The sequence below is a fragment of the Leclercia sp. 1548 genome, assembly GCF_050435045.1.
Classification (GTDB): Bacteria; Pseudomonadota; Gammaproteobacteria; order Enterobacterales; family Enterobacteriaceae; genus Enterobacter; species Enterobacter adecarboxylatus.
In genome coordinates, this window is record NZ_JBNDJP010000004.1 from 147,666 (window position 1) to 164,868 (window position 17,203).

The 17,203-nt window shown below is 53.6% G+C and carries 17 protein-coding genes and 1 pseudogene; 6 read left to right on the plus strand and 12 right to left on the minus strand.

The window, feature by feature from the left end:
- Positions 1-484 precede the first annotated feature (484 nt).
- Entirely contained in the window at positions 485-940 is a 456-nt protein-coding gene (locus ABIE02_RS13335) for a hypothetical protein (protein WP_336995061.1), read from the plus strand.
- 694 nt (positions 941-1,634) lie between these two features.
- On the opposite strand, the gene drt3b is transcribed toward ABIE02_RS13335, so the two are convergent.
- The 12 genes and pseudogenes from drt3b to ABIE02_RS13395 form a co-directional block, all read right to left on the minus strand.
- Complete coding sequence (gene drt3b, locus ABIE02_RS13340) at positions 1,635-3,647, minus strand: antiviral reverse transcriptase Drt3b (protein WP_336995062.1); 2,013 nt, start codon at positions 3,645-3,647, stop codon at positions 1,635-1,637.
- Positions 3,638-4,912 carry an antiviral reverse transcriptase Drt3a gene (gene drt3a, locus ABIE02_RS13345; protein ID WP_336995063.1) on the minus strand — a complete coding sequence of 425 codons (1,275 nt, stop codon included), beginning with the start codon at positions 4,910-4,912 and terminating at the stop codon, positions 3,638-3,640. Before drt3a ends, drt3b begins: the two co-directional genes overlap by 10 nt.
- Before the next feature lie 131 nt (positions 4,913-5,043).
- Positions 5,044-5,309 (minus strand): annotated as a pseudogene (locus ABIE02_RS13350) (tolA family protein).
- A gap of 195 nt (positions 5,310-5,504) precedes the next feature.
- Complete coding sequence (hycI, locus tag ABIE02_RS13355; RefSeq protein ID WP_336995064.1) at positions 5,505-5,960, minus strand: hydrogenase maturation peptidase HycI; 456 nt, start codon at positions 5,958-5,960, stop codon at positions 5,505-5,507.
- Positions 5,953-6,363, minus strand: a complete 411-nt coding sequence (locus tag ABIE02_RS13360) for a formate hydrogenlyase maturation HycH family protein (protein WP_144839306.1) — start codon at positions 6,361-6,363, stop codon at positions 5,953-5,955. Before ABIE02_RS13360 ends, hycI begins: the two co-directional genes overlap by 8 nt.
- On the minus strand, positions 6,363-7,127 hold the full coding sequence (gene nuoB, locus ABIE02_RS13365) for an NADH-quinone oxidoreductase subunit B family protein (RefSeq protein WP_059349865.1): 765 nt from the start codon (positions 7,125-7,127) through the stop codon (positions 6,363-6,365). The genes ABIE02_RS13360 and nuoB overlap by 1 nt, the downstream gene beginning before the upstream one ends.
- Positions 7,124-7,669, minus strand: a complete 546-nt coding sequence (locus tag ABIE02_RS13370) for a formate hydrogenlyase complex iron-sulfur subunit (protein ID WP_077226167.1) — start codon at positions 7,667-7,669, stop codon at positions 7,124-7,126. Before ABIE02_RS13370 ends, nuoB begins: the two co-directional genes overlap by 4 nt.
- 12 nt (positions 7,670-7,681) lie before the next feature.
- The gene (gene hycE, locus ABIE02_RS13375) at positions 7,682-9,391 is read right to left on the minus strand and encodes a formate hydrogenlyase subunit HycE (RefSeq protein WP_336995065.1); all 1,710 of its coding nucleotides are present in this window, start codon (positions 9,389-9,391) and stop codon (positions 7,682-7,684) included.
- Positions 9,392-9,406: 15 nt separating this feature from the next.
- A complete protein-coding gene (locus ABIE02_RS13380; RefSeq protein WP_336995066.1) occupies positions 9,407-10,330 on the minus strand; it encodes a respiratory chain complex I subunit 1 family protein in 924 nt (307 codons plus the stop codon).
- 2 nt (positions 10,331-10,332) lie between these two features.
- Positions 10,333-12,162 carry a formate hydrogenlyase subunit 3 gene (hycC, locus tag ABIE02_RS13385; protein WP_336995067.1) on the minus strand — a complete coding sequence of 610 codons (1,830 nt, stop codon included), beginning with the start codon at positions 12,160-12,162 and terminating at the stop codon, positions 10,333-10,335.
- Positions 12,162-12,767, minus strand: coding sequence for a 4Fe-4S dicluster domain-containing protein (locus ABIE02_RS13390; protein WP_336995068.1), 606 nt, complete (start codon positions 12,765-12,767; stop codon positions 12,162-12,164). The genes hycC and ABIE02_RS13390 overlap by 1 nt, the downstream gene beginning before the upstream one ends.
- Before the next feature lie 76 nt (positions 12,768-12,843).
- On the minus strand, positions 12,844-13,302 hold the full coding sequence (locus tag ABIE02_RS13395) for a hypothetical protein (protein ID WP_032613542.1): 459 nt from the start codon (positions 13,300-13,302) through the stop codon (positions 12,844-12,846).
- Positions 13,303-13,535: 233 nt separating this feature from the next.
- On the opposite strand from ABIE02_RS13395, the gene hypA reads away from it, so the two are divergent.
- The 5 genes from hypA to hypE are packed head-to-tail and all read left to right on the plus strand — an operon-like array spanning position 13,536 to position 17,159.
- Complete coding sequence (gene hypA, locus ABIE02_RS13400) at positions 13,536-13,886, plus strand: hydrogenase maturation nickel metallochaperone HypA (protein ID WP_032613544.1); 351 nt, start codon at positions 13,536-13,538, stop codon at positions 13,884-13,886.
- A 3-nt stretch (positions 13,887-13,889) separates the two neighbouring features.
- Positions 13,890-14,762, plus strand: coding sequence for a hydrogenase nickel incorporation protein HypB (gene hypB, locus ABIE02_RS13405; protein ID WP_117386725.1), 873 nt, complete (start codon positions 13,890-13,892; stop codon positions 14,760-14,762).
- The gene (locus tag ABIE02_RS13410; RefSeq protein ID WP_144839315.1) at positions 14,753-15,031 is read left to right on the plus strand and encodes a HypC/HybG/HupF family hydrogenase formation chaperone; all 279 of its coding nucleotides are present in this window, start codon (positions 14,753-14,755) and stop codon (positions 15,029-15,031) included. The genes hypB and ABIE02_RS13410 overlap by 10 nt, the downstream gene beginning before the upstream one ends.
- On the plus strand, positions 15,031-16,152 hold the full coding sequence (gene hypD, locus ABIE02_RS13415; protein WP_336995069.1) for a hydrogenase formation protein HypD: 1,122 nt from the start codon (positions 15,031-15,033) through the stop codon (positions 16,150-16,152). The genes ABIE02_RS13410 and hypD overlap by 1 nt, the downstream gene beginning before the upstream one ends.
- Positions 16,149-17,159, plus strand: coding sequence for a hydrogenase expression/formation protein HypE (gene hypE, locus ABIE02_RS13420; RefSeq protein WP_032613552.1), 1,011 nt, complete (start codon positions 16,149-16,151; stop codon positions 17,157-17,159). Before hypD ends, hypE begins: the two co-directional genes overlap by 4 nt.
- The last annotated feature ends 44 nt before the right edge of the window (positions 17,160-17,203 follow it).

Below are 17,203 nucleotides of genomic sequence, written 5' to 3' on the forward strand. Positions count from 1 at the left end.
ATCTTGAAATTAAAAGGTTTTATTTGGAGGGGTGGGTGTCATCGACATAAGTGACGATGACAGTGTTGACGGGTTTGCTGTAGGGGGTGAAAGCGCCGGGAAGATTATTCATTTGAAAAGCGACGTCATTGGCATGGTAGATCGGGCAAGCAAAGCACCCCCAGCATGGCCTTTCTGGAAGGATGCTCGCAAACCTTAAAGTAACCTTATGTAATTCAGGGTTAAGACTTTTAATCCCGAAATCAGGCTCGTAAAGTGACGGCGTTGCGGCACATCCGCAATCGGGCGTAGGAACCCGTGTTCCACATAGCGATATTTATATGTCGCGACAGTGCTTATCCCGTAAAATCACGGTGGCGCTGGCGGAGCAGCCGAAAGGCTGGCCGTTTTCTATGTGGGCGGTATTCCTACCTCCGTCAGCGCTACCCTCCGAGCGTAGGAACTCACTGGGTAGTTAAATGGACTACACGTAGAGGATGTCATGATGACTACTATTTCAACCCTGACTTACCCGCAATCTGACGAACAGATTATTCCCCCTTCCCTGACTATGCCGCTTTCTGCTGCTGCGGATCTCTTCGAGGTCGCCGATCGCTGCGCCGCGCTGGTGAGCGTATTGATTGAAACGGACGACAGAGCCTCCCGCACTACGCTCTGCGAAGGTCTGCTGCACGCGCTGCACCTGCTGCGTGAACGCTGTGATGCTGAACTTCCGCCACACCTTATCGCCCAGTTGATCCAGGGGGAAACGCTTAACTCCTGTATGCCGGACTGCTGGCAGGAGACCGCGCCCCAGGTGGATTATGCGCTGGCTTTGGTGCAGGCAATTCTGGGTGGAACCTTGCCCGCAAGTGTCGAGAAAGAACTGGCGGGGCTGCTGCACGATCTGGTCTGGCTGCTGAATGAGTTTGTGAAGGAGCCGTATATCAGGGTGCATTGAGTGTGAGTGGAAGTTGGTGAAGGCTGACTGATTTCAGGTTTGATAAGGGGCTATGGTTGGCCCCTGAATGGGGTTGAGGATGGGGTTGGCATTGGGCGGTTGTAGTGTTTGACTTTTTATACGCTAGCAGTATTGGTGGTGGCATTCATCGTTTGAACTCACAGCCAAAAGTGGATTTACTGAAGAGCCGCAAGGTCAGCTAAGAGCGAAAAACGGACATTAGTATTGACTGTGAATTCACTTACTAGAGCCATCCAGGGGCTATGATACGTCTATTTACCAATGGCGGTGGAGTGAAGATAATAGGCGATAAAAATCCATAACATCATGAAATAAGTGTAGATTACAGATAAAATCTTTATTCACGTCTCTATATGCCCAAACTCACGTTCTATGCAATAAAGAATTCACTAGAATACTAGAAGAAGGTGTGACCAGTTTCTCAACATCAGGTGTGTAAGCAACACAAACTATCTCGGTTAAGCTACAAACAGTATGTGATAACTCTCAACTGGATCTGGAAATTTCCTTTCATTCCAAAGAATGATTAGATCTTAGGCAAGTCTATTAGCATAAGTTTAAGCAATTAAGCCGATTCTAAAGCCAGCGAAATCGTATCATCGGTAACATATGATTATATCTCACCAAAAATACGTAAGTATTTCGAAACTGATCACAATAACGTTATATCAGGTCAATAACTTTCCTTCAATTCTTTTTTCTCTATCATCTTTAAAAGATTTAGCTCATCCCACTTGACAAACCAGTAAAATTTGAGCAGAGACGCTAGATCATTCTCGATCTCAGAGTGTGTCCTTTGCTTTTTTGGCTCAAAACACTTGAGATATTTTTTATAAATAAGCCTTCTTGTTTTTATTGACACAAATGGGCAAGACATTACATCCAAAAATAAATGTGCTTTTTCTGAAGACTGTAACAAATCCATATCCGAGCATAGTAAATCTACAATTTTTCCCTCAACTATACCTTTGAGTTCTTGGAATGGATTCCTATTTCGAAAATAGAAAAGCAATGAAATTATCGTAAAATAATCCAATTTCTTTTTATGCAAAATCCCATTAAAGAAAGATGTGTTTATCAGGTAGTTATCTCCAAAAAATGTTGCTGCCAAAATTAAATTTACTTTTTCAATAGATATGTAATCATCAATAAACAATCCATTGTCATTATCACCAAAATTGATATTCTCTGCAGTGTTTACCAGTGATGTCATAAAAATATTGCTATAATCAGTAGAAATCTCTTTCAAATAATTATTAACGATAATCATCGTTTTAGATAATTTGTATGAGGATGATACTGTTGGGTTTACGCTGAAAAAGAACAACATTAAATCAGATAACGTAAATATGACATCTTTTATTTTTTTAACTTCCTCATTTTTACCTTCTCCAAAAGAAAAGTAATGGATGAGCGATATTAATCTTTTAGATAATGAGGATAATATATATGCCGACACATCTGAATATGAAGACTGACGATCTAAGCATATAGACTTTATATTATTAATCATATAAATTTTTAAATCATGCTTACTTCTTATGTTATTAAGTGTAATAACACCTTCGTCTTTTTTATATAATTTTGATTCCAAACTTTGAATCAATTCATTAATCTTAATAATCAATCCCGTTTTGCTGGTGCAGAATGGTCTAGAATATTTTTTGAATTTATTTACATTTAACTGAAGATTAAACTCATTTAACCTCATGTTAATGGTTTTAGATATCATTTCAGCATTAGATTCATTGTTGCAAAATACAATAAAATCATCTACATACCTTAATATAACATAGTCTTTTTTATTTACCCACCCATGCTCATTCATAAGGTCCGACTCAATATTATTGTCGATACGCTGGAAGATTAATTCTGCAAATACCCGACTAAATTCTGAACCTATTGGGATACCATTTGTTTCATTATTATTGCTTCGTTGCATTAGTGTGTCTAACTCTTGACCAAATTGATTGCCATTAGCCACATGCTTACGAATAAAAGTTTTATTTTTTAAAGCCCAAGATACGGAATGAGTATAAATACTATCAAAACAATGGGATACATCCAACATCCACATTGTTGAGAATCTTTTCTCAAGATCAAAAAAAACTTTACTTTGAAATAATTTATATATTCTATTGAAACCACCATATGAAAAATATGAAGAAGAATATCTCCTCATTAATTCATCCTCAGTCGTTTCAATATCCTCTCCTTTGTATCTTTCCGCTTCATTTCTCTCATATAAAAAAAATGAATTGGCAACCTTCTTAGGAAATCTTATTGAATAATTACTTTTTGAGGAGTTATAGGTTATTACTGACGAGTAATTTTTGTAAAATTCACAGTAATTAAGTTGAGATCTAGGGTGAATTAAAGAAAGGCGTCTTAAACTAAAAACATCCTTAACAATGCAATAACCGAAAGGAAAACTTTGTTTTCTCTTTTTTTGTTCTCTTTCATCAACAGAGATAGACAAATCCAATGAAGGATTGATAATGTTTTTTAAGAAAGATGAAAAAGGGGTGAAATCTGTCGATACTCTATAGTTCACCTCAAAATCGGCTAAATTCACATAAAGCCCATCATTTGAGAAAATAATCGGGCAATCAGCGGGCTGAGTATCACACAATAAAGCCCTGGTGTAATCCTTCTTATCAAGTTTGATATTCTTTTTCAGAGCCATATTTTTGTAATCTCTGTATAACGTTTGAAATTATATTTTCTGTAAACTCTTTCAGAAAAACCTTTTGTAAAATTATTTCGCAACAACTCTTTTCTTTGGCTTAGGGTCAAGGAATATTTGGAAACATTACTTAAACGCCCTTTATTTGACATGGCACAATATATTAAAAATTTATCAAGTTGCTCTAATGCCTTAGAGTTTTCATCTAACCTTGCGTTACTATAATATATTCCAGTACTAATTTTGCTTTTCTCAATTGAACTCAATGATTTAATTTTTCTATTTAAATCTCTATTACTTGTTAGAAAAGAAATCCTGTCTAGCAGTAATTTATAATCACCATTATTTTTAAATGCATAGAAAGATCTTGATATTCTGGTCTTTATTTTTTTTAGTCTACTATTTGATAGATCAACAACTACACGTCTATATATACTGTTTACTGCATTTTTTGATAATGCCGTATCCACAATTGAAAAAGAATACCCAAGAAAATCAAATTTATGAAGTAACTTATCATTATTATTATCACCTTTACTTCTTTTAGGGATCAATGGAGAAATATTTAGCTTGTCTTTATTTATCCTCAAACCGTTAGGAAGAAACAATTCCACCTGTTTCATAAAAGAAACTTGTTCTTCATTTCCACTTGAAACAATTACCATGTCATCTACAAATCGCGAGTAATAAAATACTTCCGGATGCCGATTAATATTGTAGTCAAACTCAGACAAATATAATTCAGAGAGCATCGGACTAATTTCAAGGCCTCTAGGCAAACCTTTTGTTTCATGAATACGCTCACAGGCTTTAAGATACCACTCTAAAAGATTTTTTGTATGTCTAGATAGTCTCGACTCATCATGCATATATTTAAAAAGCTGAGGCAAGTGAATTGATTCAAAAAAAGATTTTATATCTAGTCGATAAACCTTAAATTTCGTACCTTCCTTAAGATAAATCTTTAACTCATCGATTATTTTATTTCTTTGCTTGGGCAATAATGATTCCAAGCACTTCAAGTTAGAATTACAATGCCTTAATATCAATTTCTCTTTTAAGTTAGATGCGGAATAAACACAGCGTCCTTTTACATTTAATTTTTTGACACTTACTCCAGAGCGAAAATTTTCATCAGCAATCAACATTGCCTCATTGATTAATAACTCTAATCCTTTACTATTTATTTTACTAAAGTAAAAACTTTTCTCAGATTCACTTAAATTACGCTTAAGTGCAGATGAAGTAAATGGCTGCCGGTTCATTGAAACCTCTCAATACTATTTTTTTATGCTTTTTATAACTTTTTAAATCGTTAGGCGCAATCCTATACTTGCTCGACACTGAGTGACCGTCCGCTTTTGGCACAAAGCGGTCCCTCATAATAGTTCTCAGGCTACCGCCGCACATCAACCCCAGCCTTTTGAAAATCCGGATACATCTTTGAATTGTTAAACCCCGGGAGCTTCGCTTTTTCGGCTTCCATTTTTAACGACACACAGTAGCCTTTGTTGCCGCCCTGATCACCCGCGTCTGTGCGCCCCAGAAATCCCGATCTTCCCAGCGCCCAGAACTGCAACTCCCTATTGCCGAGGTTTTGTGGCATCACGAAGGCTGTAACGGTGTGCAACCTGATGCCAGGCTCACCACCACTGCAAGCATGAACATCTCCCCTGGCATTTCACATGCTCCGACTCCCAGAACACTTATCCTCATGCATCCATTAAAATCCCTGGCGCGTTTTATCCCGCATCCTGGATTATCAGACAACGGCAGTTAATTTTTCCCTGCTCAACACACAAAAAAGAGTCCGCATCTCCGCGAACCCTTTCCCCATAACCCCGTTAACCAGAGCGCCTACAACTCCCCAAACGCCCTCCCCCCATCCCTATCCACCAGACTTTCATAAACCCTCTCGACGGCCCCCTTCACCTTCTCCGTCATCGGATAATAAAACCCTACAATATCCGGCTGTATCCCGAGGAAAATCACCTCCCCCACATCCCCCTTCAGCTGATCCACCAGGTAGTTCAGCGGCATATTGTGGGTCGTCATCATAAACATCTCGGCGATGTCGTCCGGGTCGATGCGGCGGATCTCGCCGGGGTTCAGCCCCATATCCGTCGCATCGACAATCAGCAGGCGCGCCGGGCGCAGCTCGCGGATGGCGACCACGTCGTTTTCCGGGGCGCTGCCGCCGTCGAACACCACCCAGTCACCGCGGGGTGCTTCGCGGCACATCTCGGCCAGCAGCGGACCGGCACCGTCGTCGCCCATCATGCTGTTGCCGACGCAGAGTAAAACATCAGTCACGTTGCCTCCGAACCATCAGATAGATGGCGTTTTCCTGGTGAATGGCATGGAGCATGCCAAGCAATGCTTCGCTCCACGCCTGCTGTTGCGCCGTCTGCCGCGCCATTGCGGCGTCGAAGGCGCTGGCCAGCATCACGATATGATTAGCGTCGATGACGATCTCCCCGTAGCGCGGCACGCCCTCCATTTTGCGCCGCGCCTCGCTGCCCGTTTCCAGGGTGGCGATCCACGCCAGGTAGTCCTCCCACGGACAGGTCAGCGCCGCTTCCAGGCAGTCGATCACCCCCAGATGGTGGCCGATGGCCAGCCCGTAGTAGATCACCTGTTGGGCGTCATCGGGGGTGTTGTCATTTTCGTCAATGAACTTGCGGCTGAGCTGGCTGAACACCACGGTTTCGCTCATCAGATACGCTCCTGCCCGACCACCTCAAGGAGGTTCGCCACAATCTCATTCAAGCGCGGGTCGTTCTCCTGAGCCAGCCAGGCCGCCACGCTTTTATCTCCATCCACCAGATGGCGCATAAAGTCGTCGGCGATCTGGCGGCCATAGCGGTAGCCCGCCAGACGGCGCGCGGCGCGGTCGATGCGTACCCGCAGGGGCTGAACCATCTCCGGGTGCAGCAGTTCCGCGGGCTGGTTGTCCAGGCTGCCCGGTTCGCGGGCGTGGATTTTTTGCTCCAGCAGCCCCAGCGCCATGGCAAAGCCATACAGGGTGGCGGCAGGCGATGGCGGGCAGCCGGGGATGTACACGTCCACTGGCACGATTTTGTCGGTGCCGCCCCAGACGCAATAGAGGTCGTGGAAGATGCCGCCGGAGTTGCCGCACGCGCCATAGGAGATACAGATTTTAGGATCCGGGGCCGACTCCCACGCGCGCAGCGCCGGGGAGCGCATCGCGCGGGTGACTGCGCCGGTAAACAGCAGAATGTCGGCGTGGCGTGGGGATGGCACCACTTTGATGCCGAAGCGTTCGGTATCGAAAATCGGCGACAGGGTGGCGAAGATCTCGATCTCGCAGCCGTTACAGCCGCCGCAGTCCACACGGTAGACGTAGGCCGAGCGCTTGATTTTTTTCAGCAGCGAGGCCTTCATGCTGGCGATAGACTCATCCACCGTCACCGGCACCGGGATCCCCTGTTCGTTACGTGGGCCTAAGAGTTCGCTCATCGTGTCGCTTCCTTCATCTCGCGGGTCAGATGGATTTTGTCCGAGGGGGTCAGCCCTTGCAGGCGTTTGCAGTCCGGGCAGGTCTCAAAACTTTCCCGGTGACGTTCCGCGCGTTTGTCGCCGTTGTGGCGCAGCAGTTCGATCACGTAGTCGATCTCTTTCTGCACCGCGTACGGGCGCTCGCACACCCGGCAGTGGCAGATGTCGAAGCGCGACTGCTGGAGGAAATCGGCCTTACTCCACACCGCCAGCTCATACTCCTGGGAGAGTTTAATGGCGGTGGTCGGGCAGACCTCCTCGCAACGTCCGCAGAAGATGCAGCGCCCCAGATTGAACTGCCAGAACAGCGCGCCGTTCTTTAAATCGGTCTCCACCGTCAGCGCATTGGACGGACAGGCGTTCACGCACGCCGCGCAGCCGATACACTGCTTAGGGTCGTGCTCCGGCTTGCCGCGCATATTTTTGTCGACCGCAATCGGCTGGAGGGGATACGACTCCGTCACCGTGCCGGTTTTGATGACTTTTTTGATAAAGGTAAACATGGGTGCTCCGGGTTATTTCAGCGGCGAGTTTTTGCGTTCGATGCTGTAGCGTTCCAGTTCTTTATAAGGAACCACCTTGCTCTTCTTCTTGCGCACGTCCACCACCGTCATGCGGTCGGTGCAGGAGTAGCACGGGTCGAGGCTGCCGATAATCAGCGGCGCATCGGAGACCGTGTTGCCCCGCAACATGTAGCGTAGCGTCGGCCAGTTGGCGTAGGTGGCCGCCCGGCAGCGCCAGCGCCACAGCTTCTGGTTGTCGCCGGTCATGCTCCAGTGGATATCGTCCCCGCGCGGCGCTTCGCTAAAGCCCAGCGCAAAACGGTTCGGGATATAGGTAAAGCCTTCTACCATCAGCTCGCCGCCCGGCAGGTTGTCGAGGCCAAAATCAATCATGTTCAGGGCGGTGAAGACTTCGTTGATGCGCACTTTCAGGCGGGAGATCACGTCGCAGCCCTGCTCGGTGTGGACCTCCATCGGCAGCAGGCCGTACCCGACAAAGGGGTGATCGGCGCGGGTATCGCGGGCGTGGCCGCTGGCGCGTACCATCGGGCCGACGTTGCTGAAGTCGCGGGCGATCTGCGGGTCGAGGCGACCCACGCCAACGGTGCGCTGGTCGATATTCGGCGTGCTCAGCAGGATATCCACCAGATCCTGCACCTCGCGGCGCATCTGCTGTGCCAGCAGACGGGTGGCGATCATGTCGTCTTTCAGCAGGTCGCGACGGATGCCGCCGATCAGGTTCAGGCCGTAGGTTTTACGCGCCCCGGTGAGGATCTCCGCCATCTTCATCGAGGTCTCACGCACGCGGAAGAACTGCATAAACCCGGAGTCAAAGCCGACAAAGTGGCAGGCCAGGCCGAGGTTCAGCAGGTGCGAATGCAGGCGTTCCACCTCCAGCAGGATGGCGCGGATCATCTGGGCGCGTTCCGGCACCACGATCCCCATCGCATTCTCCACCGAGGTGGTGTAGGCCGTGCTGTGGGCAAAGCCGCAGATACCGCACACGCGATCCGACAGGAAGGTGACTTCGTTGTAGCCCATGCGGGTTTCGGCCAGCTTCTCCATGCCGCGATGGACGTAGAACAGGCGGTAGTCGGCGTCGATGATGTTCTCGCCGTCAACGAACAGGCGGAAGTGGCCCGGCTCATCGGAGGTGACGTGCAGCGGGCCAATCGGCACCACGTTGTTTTTCTTGTCCCCGACTTCGTTGATGAACTCGTAAGTTTCTTTGTCGGTGGTCGGGGCCGGACGCTGACGGTAATCCATGCTGTCTTTACGCAGCGGATAGAGTTCGTCCGGCCAGTCATCCGGCAGCACCAGACGGCGCTCGTCCGGCAGGCCGACCGGGATCAGGCCATACATGTCGCGCACTTCGCGCTCGCCCCACACCGCAGCCGGTACGCGCGGGGTGACGGACGGGAACTCCGGCTTATCGGCGTCCACTTCCACGCGCACGGTCAGCCAGCAGCGGGTGCCCTGCTCCATCGACAGCACGTAGTACACGGCATAGCTGCCGCAGAGCTGGCGTTCGTCGTTGCCAAACAGCACCGACAGCCAGCCGCCCTGCTTGTAGTACAGGAACTCGACCACTTCCGGCAGGTAGTTAACTTTCACCGTCACGGTGATTTGGTCTTTGGTCTGCCAGGCTTCATCCAGCACCACGCCAGGGAAGGCCTGATGCAGGGCGGCAAGATAGTGTTGACCAACTTTTTCTTCAGACATGGGGATTCTCTACAGTCACGCCGCCAGCAAGGAGACGAAAGCTAAAAATGCCAGACCAAAACCGGTCCAGGTTATCCGGGAGGTGGCGTTAAAGCGCAGACGCGCCATGCTGTTCTCGAACAGCGCAATCACCAGTACGCCCGCCACCAGCTTGATCGCTGCGATGACCAGCGCCAGCAGCAGACCGCCTGCGGAGAAGTGCGTCATCTGCCCCCAGGGGATAAACACCCCGACGAACATCTGCAGCACCACCAGCTGTTTCAGGCTGATGCCCCACTTGAGCAGGGCAAAACCCGCGCCGCTGTATTCCGACAGCGGGCCTTCCTGTAGCTCCTGCTCCGCCTCGGCGAGGTCAAACGGCAGCTTGCCCATCTCGATAAAGGTGGCGAAAGCGCAGGCGCACATCGCCAGAATCAGCGTCAGGCTGTGCGCCACCGGCCAGTGATAAATCGTCGCGGTCACCGCGCTGATGTGGGTCGTGCCTGCCACCTGGGCGGCGACCCACAGACTCAGCAACAGGATCGGCTCTACCAGCACGCCGAGCATCGCTTCGCGGCTGGCACCGATCCCGGTGAACGGGCTGCCGGTATCCAGCCCGGCAATGGCGAAGAAAAAGCGGGCGATGGCAAAGAGGTAGATCAGGGTGATCAGATCCCCCAGCGCAGGCAGTGGGGAGCTAACGGTGATCACCGGCAGCGCGGTGGCAATGGCGAGCATCACCGCCACCATCACAAAGGGCATCAGACGGAAGACCCAGCCGGAGGCCGCCGGGGCCACGCTCTGGCGGCCCAGCAGTTTGATCAGATCCCGGTACTCCTGGAAGATATCCGGCCCGCGACGGGTATGCAGACGGGCACGCGCCACGCGAGTAATGCCCGCCAGCAGCGGCGCCATGGCAAACAGCACCAGCGCCTGAAGCAATGCATAAATGAGGGTCATGTTCAGGCTCCTCGGGAGATAACGACAACCACCAGCACCGCCAGCTCAATCAGGGCGATACGGTGGAACAACACGGCGGTGCTGCTGCACTGCCAGCCGGGGATAAAGCGGACCGGGTTAAGCCACTTGCGCAGCTTCAGCACCGGGGCAAAGGACTCTTTCACCGGCATCGCAAAGCCGTGGGCGGTGATGACCATCGCAGCTTCGTGATCGTAGCCGCAGACCCAGGCAAAGCCGCGGGAGCGGTTCGGCAGGCGATCGCCTTTGCAGAGCACCATCAGGATGAACGGCAGCAGCAGACCGGCGAGCAGCAGGAGGGTAATCATCGGCTGCGACACCGTGGAGATCTCGCCGCCGCTCACCGGGAACAGCTGGCTTACGATGGGCAGGAACCAGGGGGCCGCCACGCCGCCTGCCACGCAGCACAATGCCGCCAGCACGGTGCTGGCGGTCATCAGCCAGGGCGCGCAGCAGGCGTTTTCCGCCTCCTTCGTGCGCGGTGCGCCCAGGAAGGTGACGCCATAGACTTTCGCCATACACATCACCGCCAGCGCGCCGGTGATCGCGAGGCCGGTCGCCAGCAGCGGCCCCAGCAGGCGGGCGATAAAGGCGTCGTGGGTGCCGAGGTTAAAGAAGGACTGATAGATCACCCACTCCCCGGCAAAACCGTTCAGCGGCGGCAGGGCCGCCATCGCCATCAGCCCCACCAGCATCGCCAGCGAGATGAGCGGCATTTTTTTGCCGATGCCGCCCAGCTTCTCGATATCGCGATGGCCGGTGCGATACCACACCGCGCCCGCGCCGAGGAACAGCGTGGTTTTAAACAGCCCGTGGCTGACCAGATGGTAGAGGCCACCGGTGAAGCCCAGCGCAATCAGCAGATTGCTGTGCAGCGCAATACCGGTGACGCCCGCCCCGAGGCCGAGCAGGATAATGCCGATGTTTTCCAGGGTGTGGTACGCCAGCAGGCGCTGGATGTTGTGCTCCATCAGGGCGTACAGCCCGCCGATAAAGGCGGTGAGCATCCCCATCACCAGCAGCAGCACACCCAGCCACAGCGGAGGCAGCGCGCCACTGAGGGAAACGGTGAGCATGCCGTAGAGACCGACCTTCATTACCACCGTAGAGAACAGCGCGGCAGCGGGGGCGCTGGCATTGGCATGCGCCTGCGGTACCCAGCCGTGCAGCGGGATCACCCCGGCCAGCAGGCCAAAACCCGCCAGCCCTGGCAGCCAGATGCTGGCCCCCGGTGCCTGCGCGGTTGCCAGCGCACTCATCGCCCCAAAGTTCAGGGTGCCGTAGTAGCTCCACGCCTGCCAGCAGGCGATGGCCAGCAGGACCGTCCCCAGACGACCCAGCACAAACCATAGCTTGCCGGACTGGGCGCAGCCGGTGAGAAACGCGCCACACAGGGCCATCACTTCCGCCATCACCACCAGCCAGCCGAGGTTATCGACCATAATGGCGGCCACGGCAGCGGCCATCAGCAGGTTGGTCAGCAGGCCGTTGGCTTTCGCCTGCGGGTGGCGGTGCCAGGCAATGGTATACAGGCTGACCAGGCACGCTGGCAGGCCAATGGCGATAAGCCATATCGCGCGGATACCGGTCATCTGCATGCCGATGTGCAGCCAGGCCATCTCTGCGTACAGCGGCCCGGTTTGTGAAGCGATCAGCGCGATCGCCCCTGCCCCCACCGTCATGGCGCTGGCCATCGCCCCGCCGATCCCGGCGATAGCGCCGCTGAGCGGCTTGTGGGCACAAATCACCCACGCCAGCACGGCGCTTATCACATAGATGCCCAGCGCCGGGTTAATTAACGAAAAGGCGTTCATCAAAGCTCTCCTTGTTGCGACTGGAACAGCGACAGATCGCCCAGATACGTATGCAGGGTGAGTTCGCGCTTGTTCCGGCTGGCGCGCGCGATGTCCTCGTTGTTAATCAGACGCAGGGATTTGGTCGGGCAGGTGCGCACGCACGCCGGGCCGTCGGGGTCGAAGTAGCACAGGTCGCACTTCACCCCGATGGCGCGCACGCCGGGCACCCAGTCCAGGAACGGGCTGACGCGGGCGGGTGCCGGAGCGGCCATCGGTGCCTTGCTGGTATTACAGTTGGCAGGAATGGCCCGCGGGCGGCTCCCGGCAAACTCGACGGCGCCAAACGGGCAGGCAATACCGCACAGCTTGCAGCTGACGCACAGGCTTTCATTGAGCTGGATGGCTCCGTCAATCCGGGTGATGGCATTGACCGGGCACACCTGGGCGCAGGGGGCGTCTTCGCAGTGATGGCAAAGCTGCGGCGCAGAGTCGGTGTTGTTACGCATCACTTTCAGTCGCGGCTGGCTTTGCAGGCCATGCTGGCGATGGTTTTCTGAGCAGGCTGCTTCACAGGTATGGCACCCGATACACAGCGTGGGATCAGCAATTACAAAACGATTCACCTGGTTTCCTCTGGTGATAGTCATTTTTGACGAAAAATGGCGGAAGTGTCATTTTCGACACCTGACGACATCGCATTCAGACGGCGGCGTGGTGCTGCGCAAGTGTCGCCAGCGTCAGTGATTCGCCGCGTTCGGTTGCGGCGTACAGCGCGGCGTAGACCCCGTTGATTTTCTCGAGGAAATGGTCGAGCACCGCCTCGCGCTGGTCGATGGCGATGGTGCCGTCCAGCATCCCGTCGTCGCTCAGTCGGGCTCGGCCAATCAGCACGCTCTCCTCGTTGTCACGCGCTTCGATGGTGTAATTGAAGATATGCCCGTTAAACGCCTGCTCAGGCGTCACGCGGATAAGGAAGTGGTCGAACAGCCAGAAACCAAGCCCGCTGTCGTTATTGCAGCCCACACTCAGGTAGAGACTGGCTTTAGAAAGGGTAATGGCCTGAACAAGGGAGTTGCCGTAGTGGTTCCAGTGGGCGCGGAGCGTCCGCTGTTGTCCGGCAATAAAATGGGCTTTTTCGCTCAATTCGGTAAGTGTCATGGTGTTATACCTGATGCGTCCTGTATAAAGAGTTCGCTTCACTAAGCACATTTCATGCCATTTTTTAACTTACTGATTTAAGACACATTTAAATTCTAAAGCCCGCCCATTCACAAAAAATGACATGTCATTTCGTCATCTTTGTCAGGCCCGTTATTACTTTCCGCTTTTCCCTCTCTAAAAGATGGCATCAATATTGCTTTACCCGGCAAGACTCCACCGGGAATAGCACAATGCACGAAATTACCCTCTGCCAGCAGGCGCTGGAATTGATCGAACAACAGGCCCATCAGCATCACGCGAAACGGGTGACAGATGTCTGGCTGCGCGTCGGTGCCTTTTCCTGCGTGGAAAGCAGCGCGCTGCAATTTTGCTTTGAGCTGGTGTGCCGCGGCACCCTGGCCGAAGGCTGCGGGCTGCATCTGGAAGAACAGCAAGCGGAATGCTGGTGTCAGGACTGTCAGGAGTACGTCCAGTTGCTTACCCATCGCGTACGACGCTGCCCGCAATGCGGCGGCGCAAGTCTGAATATCGTCGCTGACGACGGACTGCATATCACGCGTCTGGAAATTGAACAGGAGTAAACCATGTGTACCACCTGCGGTTGCGATAGCGGCAACCTCTATATAGAAGGTGACGAGCGGAATGCGCATTCCGCTTTTCGCAGCGCCCCTTTCTCCCCGGCACCACGTCAGGCGTTTCACGTCACGCGGATTGGCGGCGGGGATTTTGCCCCCACAGAACAGCAGCCGGGTCAGCTGGATTACGGCCAGGGGGTCGCGGGCACCCATGCGCCGGGCCTGAGCCAGCGTAAAATGGTTGAGATTGAAATCGACGTGCTGAGCAAAAATAATCAGCTCGCCCAACGCAACCGCCAGCGGTTCAGCGCCCGGCAACAACTGGCGCTGAATCTGGTCTCCAGCCCCGGGTCCGGTAAAACCACCCTGCTCACCGAGACCTTAAAGCGCTTACAGCATCGCGTGTCCTGCGCAGTGATCGAAGGCGATCAGCAGACCGTGAATGACGCCGAGCGGATCCGCGCCACCGGCACCCCGGCGATCCAGGTCAACACCGGCAAAGGCTGTCACCTGGACGCACAGATGATCCATGATGCGATGCAGCGCCTGCCGCTGGACGACGGCGGCATTATGTTTATCGAGAACGTCGGCAATCTGGTCTGCCCGGCCAGCTTCGATCTTGGTGAGCGCCACAAGGTGGCGGTGCTCTCCGTCACCGAGGGCGAAGATAAACCGCTGAAATATCCGCACATGTTTGCCGCAGCCTCCATCATGCTGCTCAATAAAGTTGACCTGCTGCCGTACCTTAACTTTGACGTGGATAGATGCCTCGCCGCCGCGCGGGAAGTGAACCCGGATATTGCGATCCTGCTTGTCTCCGCCACGCGGGGAGACGGCATGGATGCCTGGCTTAACTGGCTGGAGGCGCAGCGATGTGCATAGGCGTTCCCGGTAAAATCAGCGCCATCGCGGACGGTATGCAGGCCAGAGTGGAGGTCTGCGGCGTGCTGCGCGATGTGGATCTCACCCTGGTCGGCGCATGCGATGAAAACGGCAACAGCCGTCTCGGCCAGTGGGTGCTGGTGCATGTTGGCTTCGCCATGAGCGTGATTAATGAAGAGGAGGCGCTGGACACCCTCGCCGCGCTACAGAATATGTTTGACGTCGAGCCGGACGTCGGCCCGCTGCTGTTTGGCGAGGAGTCCCGCTGATGCGTTTTGTTGACGAATACCGCGACCCGCAAAAAGTGATGCGCCTGATTGAGACGCTTAACGCCCGGGCCAACGCCTTGCCTTACACCCCGCAGCGCCCGCTGCGGATTATGGAGGTGTGCGGCGGCCACACTCACGCCATCTTTAAGTTCGGCCTGGATCAGCTCCTGCCGGAAAATATCGAGTTTATTCACGGCCCTGGCTGCCCGGTGTGCGTCCTGCCGATGGGGCGGATCGACACCTGCATTGAGATCGCCAGCCACCCGGAAGTGATCTTCTGTACCTTCGGCGATGCAATGCGGGTGCCGGGTAAAGACGGCTCCCTGCTGGATGCCCGGATGCGCGGCGCGGATGTGCGGATTATCTACTCCCCCACCGACGCGTTGAAGCTGGCCCAACAGCACCCGGAACGTAAAGTGGTGTTCTTCGGCCTCGGGTTCGAAACCACCATGCCCGCCACCGCCCTGACCCTGCGTCAGGCGAAAGCGGCCAACGTGCAGAACTTCTTCTTTTTCTGCCAGCACATCACCCTGATCCCGGTGCTGAAAAGCCTGCTGGAACAGCCGGAAAATGGCATCGACGCCTTTCTGGCACCCGGCCACGTCAGCATGGTGATTGGCACCCACGCCTACGATTTTATCGCAGATGAATATCAGCGCCCGCTGGTGGTAGCCGGGTTTGAACCGGTGGATCTACTGCAAGGAGTGTTAATGCTGGTTGAGCAGAAAATCGCGGGCGTGAGCGAGGTAGAAAATCAGTATCGCCGCATCGTGCCGGAAGAGGGTAACCCGCTGGCGCAGGCGGTTATCGACAAGGTGTTTACCATCGAAGGCGAAAGCGAATGGCGCGGGCTGGGGGTAATTGATCACTCCGGCGTGCATCTTACCGACGCGTATCGCCAGTTTGACGCCGAGCGCCACTTCAGCACCCGCGCACAAGACATCTGCGACGATCCTCAGGCACGCTGCGGCGCGGTATTGACCGGGCGCTGCAAACCGGCCCAGTGCCCGTTATTTGGTAATAAATGCACGCCGCAAAGCGCCTTTGGCGCGCTGATGGTGTCATCAGAAGGGGCGTGTAGCGCCTGGTATCAGTACCGTTCTCAGGAGTGTGAAAGTTGAAACAGATAACCCTCGCCCACGGGAGCGGTGGACAGGCCATGCAGCAGCTGATCGGTGAGCTTTTTATGCGCGCCTTTGCCAACCCGCTTTTGAACGAGCAGGAAGATCAGGCCCGCATTCCCCTTCAGGAACTGACCGCCCAGGGCGATCGGCTGGCCTTTTCCACGGACAGCTACGTTATCGACCCGCTGTTTTTCCCCGGCGGCGATATTGGCAAACTGGCTGTCTGCGGTACGGCTAATGACGTGGCCGTCAGCGGCGCAATTCCGCGCTGGCTCTCCTGCGGCTTTATTCTGGAGGAGGGGCTGGAGATGGCGACGCTGGAACGCATCGTCGCCAGCATGGCCGCGACAGCCGCGGCGGCGGGTATTACCATCGTGACCGGCGATACCAAAGTCGTCCCCCGTGGGGCGGCGGATAAAGTGTTTATTAACACCGCCGGTATCGGTTCGATTCCCGCAGGCGTAAACTGGGGCATGCGCCAGATTGCGGCGGGCGATGTGCTGCTGGTCAGCGGCACGCTGGGGGATCATGGTGCCACCATCCTGAATCTGCGTGAAGGTTTAGGTCTGGATGGCGATCTGCACAGTGACTGCGCCGTGCTGACGCCGCTCATTCAGGCGCTTCGGGCAGAGCCGGGCATTAAAGCCCTGCGCGATGCGACCCGCGGCGGTGTGAATGCCGTCGCCCATGAGTTTGCCGCCAGTAGCGGCTGTGGCATTGAATTACAGGAGAGCGCCCTGCCCGTGAAGCCCGCCGTGCGCGGCGCGTGCGAGTTGCTGGGACTGGATCCGCTCAACTTTGCCAACGAAGGCAAGCTGGTGATTGCCGTCGGACGCCATGAAGCGGAGCGCGTGCTAGGCTTAGTACGTCAGCATCCTCTGGGCCAGGACGCGGCCATCATTGGCGAGGTGGTAGAGCGTAAAGGCGTCCGGCTTGCCGGGCTTTACGGCGTGAAGCGAACCCTGAATTTGCCGCATGCCGAACCGCTACCGCGCATTTGTTGACCCCGGCAGCACCTATTCGCTTCTCATTTTTCTGGATATAACGC

Bases quoted from the DNA above. Each gene is read 5' to 3' on its own strand.
- hypD (WP_336995069.1), top strand. From the start codon at position 15,031: ATGCGTTTTGTTGACGAATACCGCGACCCGCAAAAAGTGATGCGCCTG.
- drt3a (WP_336995063.1), bottom strand. From the start codon at position 4,912: ATGAACCGGCAGCCATTTACTTCATCTGCACTTAAGCGTAATTTAAGT.
- hycE (WP_336995065.1), bottom strand. From the start codon at position 9,391: ATGTCTGAAGAAAAAGTTGGTCAACACTATCTTGCCGCCCTGCATCAG.
- nuoB (WP_059349865.1), bottom strand. From the start codon at position 7,127: ATGAGCGAACTCTTAGGCCCACGTAACGAACAGGGGATCCCGGTGCCG.
- ABIE02_RS13370 (WP_077226167.1), bottom strand. From the start codon at position 7,669: ATGTTTACCTTTATCAAAAAAGTCATCAAAACCGGCACGGTGACGGAG.
- ABIE02_RS13335 (WP_336995061.1), top strand. From the start codon at position 485: ATGACTACTATTTCAACCCTGACTTACCCGCAATCTGACGAACAGATT.
- drt3b (WP_336995062.1), bottom strand. From the start codon at position 3,647: ATGGCTCTGAAAAAGAATATCAAACTTGATAAGAAGGATTACACCAGG.
- hypB (WP_117386725.1), top strand. From the start codon at position 13,890: ATGTGTACCACCTGCGGTTGCGATAGCGGCAACCTCTATATAGAAGGT.
- ABIE02_RS13380 (WP_336995066.1), bottom strand. From the start codon at position 10,330: ATGACCCTCATTTATGCATTGCTTCAGGCGCTGGTGCTGTTTGCCATG.
- hypA (WP_032613544.1), top strand. From the start codon at position 13,536: ATGCACGAAATTACCCTCTGCCAGCAGGCGCTGGAATTGATCGAACAA.
- hycC (WP_336995067.1), bottom strand. From the start codon at position 12,162: ATGAACGCCTTTTCGTTAATTAACCCGGCGCTGGGCATCTATGTGATA.
- ABIE02_RS13360 (WP_144839306.1), bottom strand. From the start codon at position 6,363: ATGAGCGAAACCGTGGTGTTCAGCCAGCTCAGCCGCAAGTTCATTGAC.
- ABIE02_RS13410 (WP_144839315.1), top strand. From the start codon at position 14,753: ATGTGCATAGGCGTTCCCGGTAAAATCAGCGCCATCGCGGACGGTATG.
- ABIE02_RS13395 (WP_032613542.1), bottom strand. From the start codon at position 13,302: ATGACACTTACCGAATTGAGCGAAAAAGCCCATTTTATTGCCGGACAA.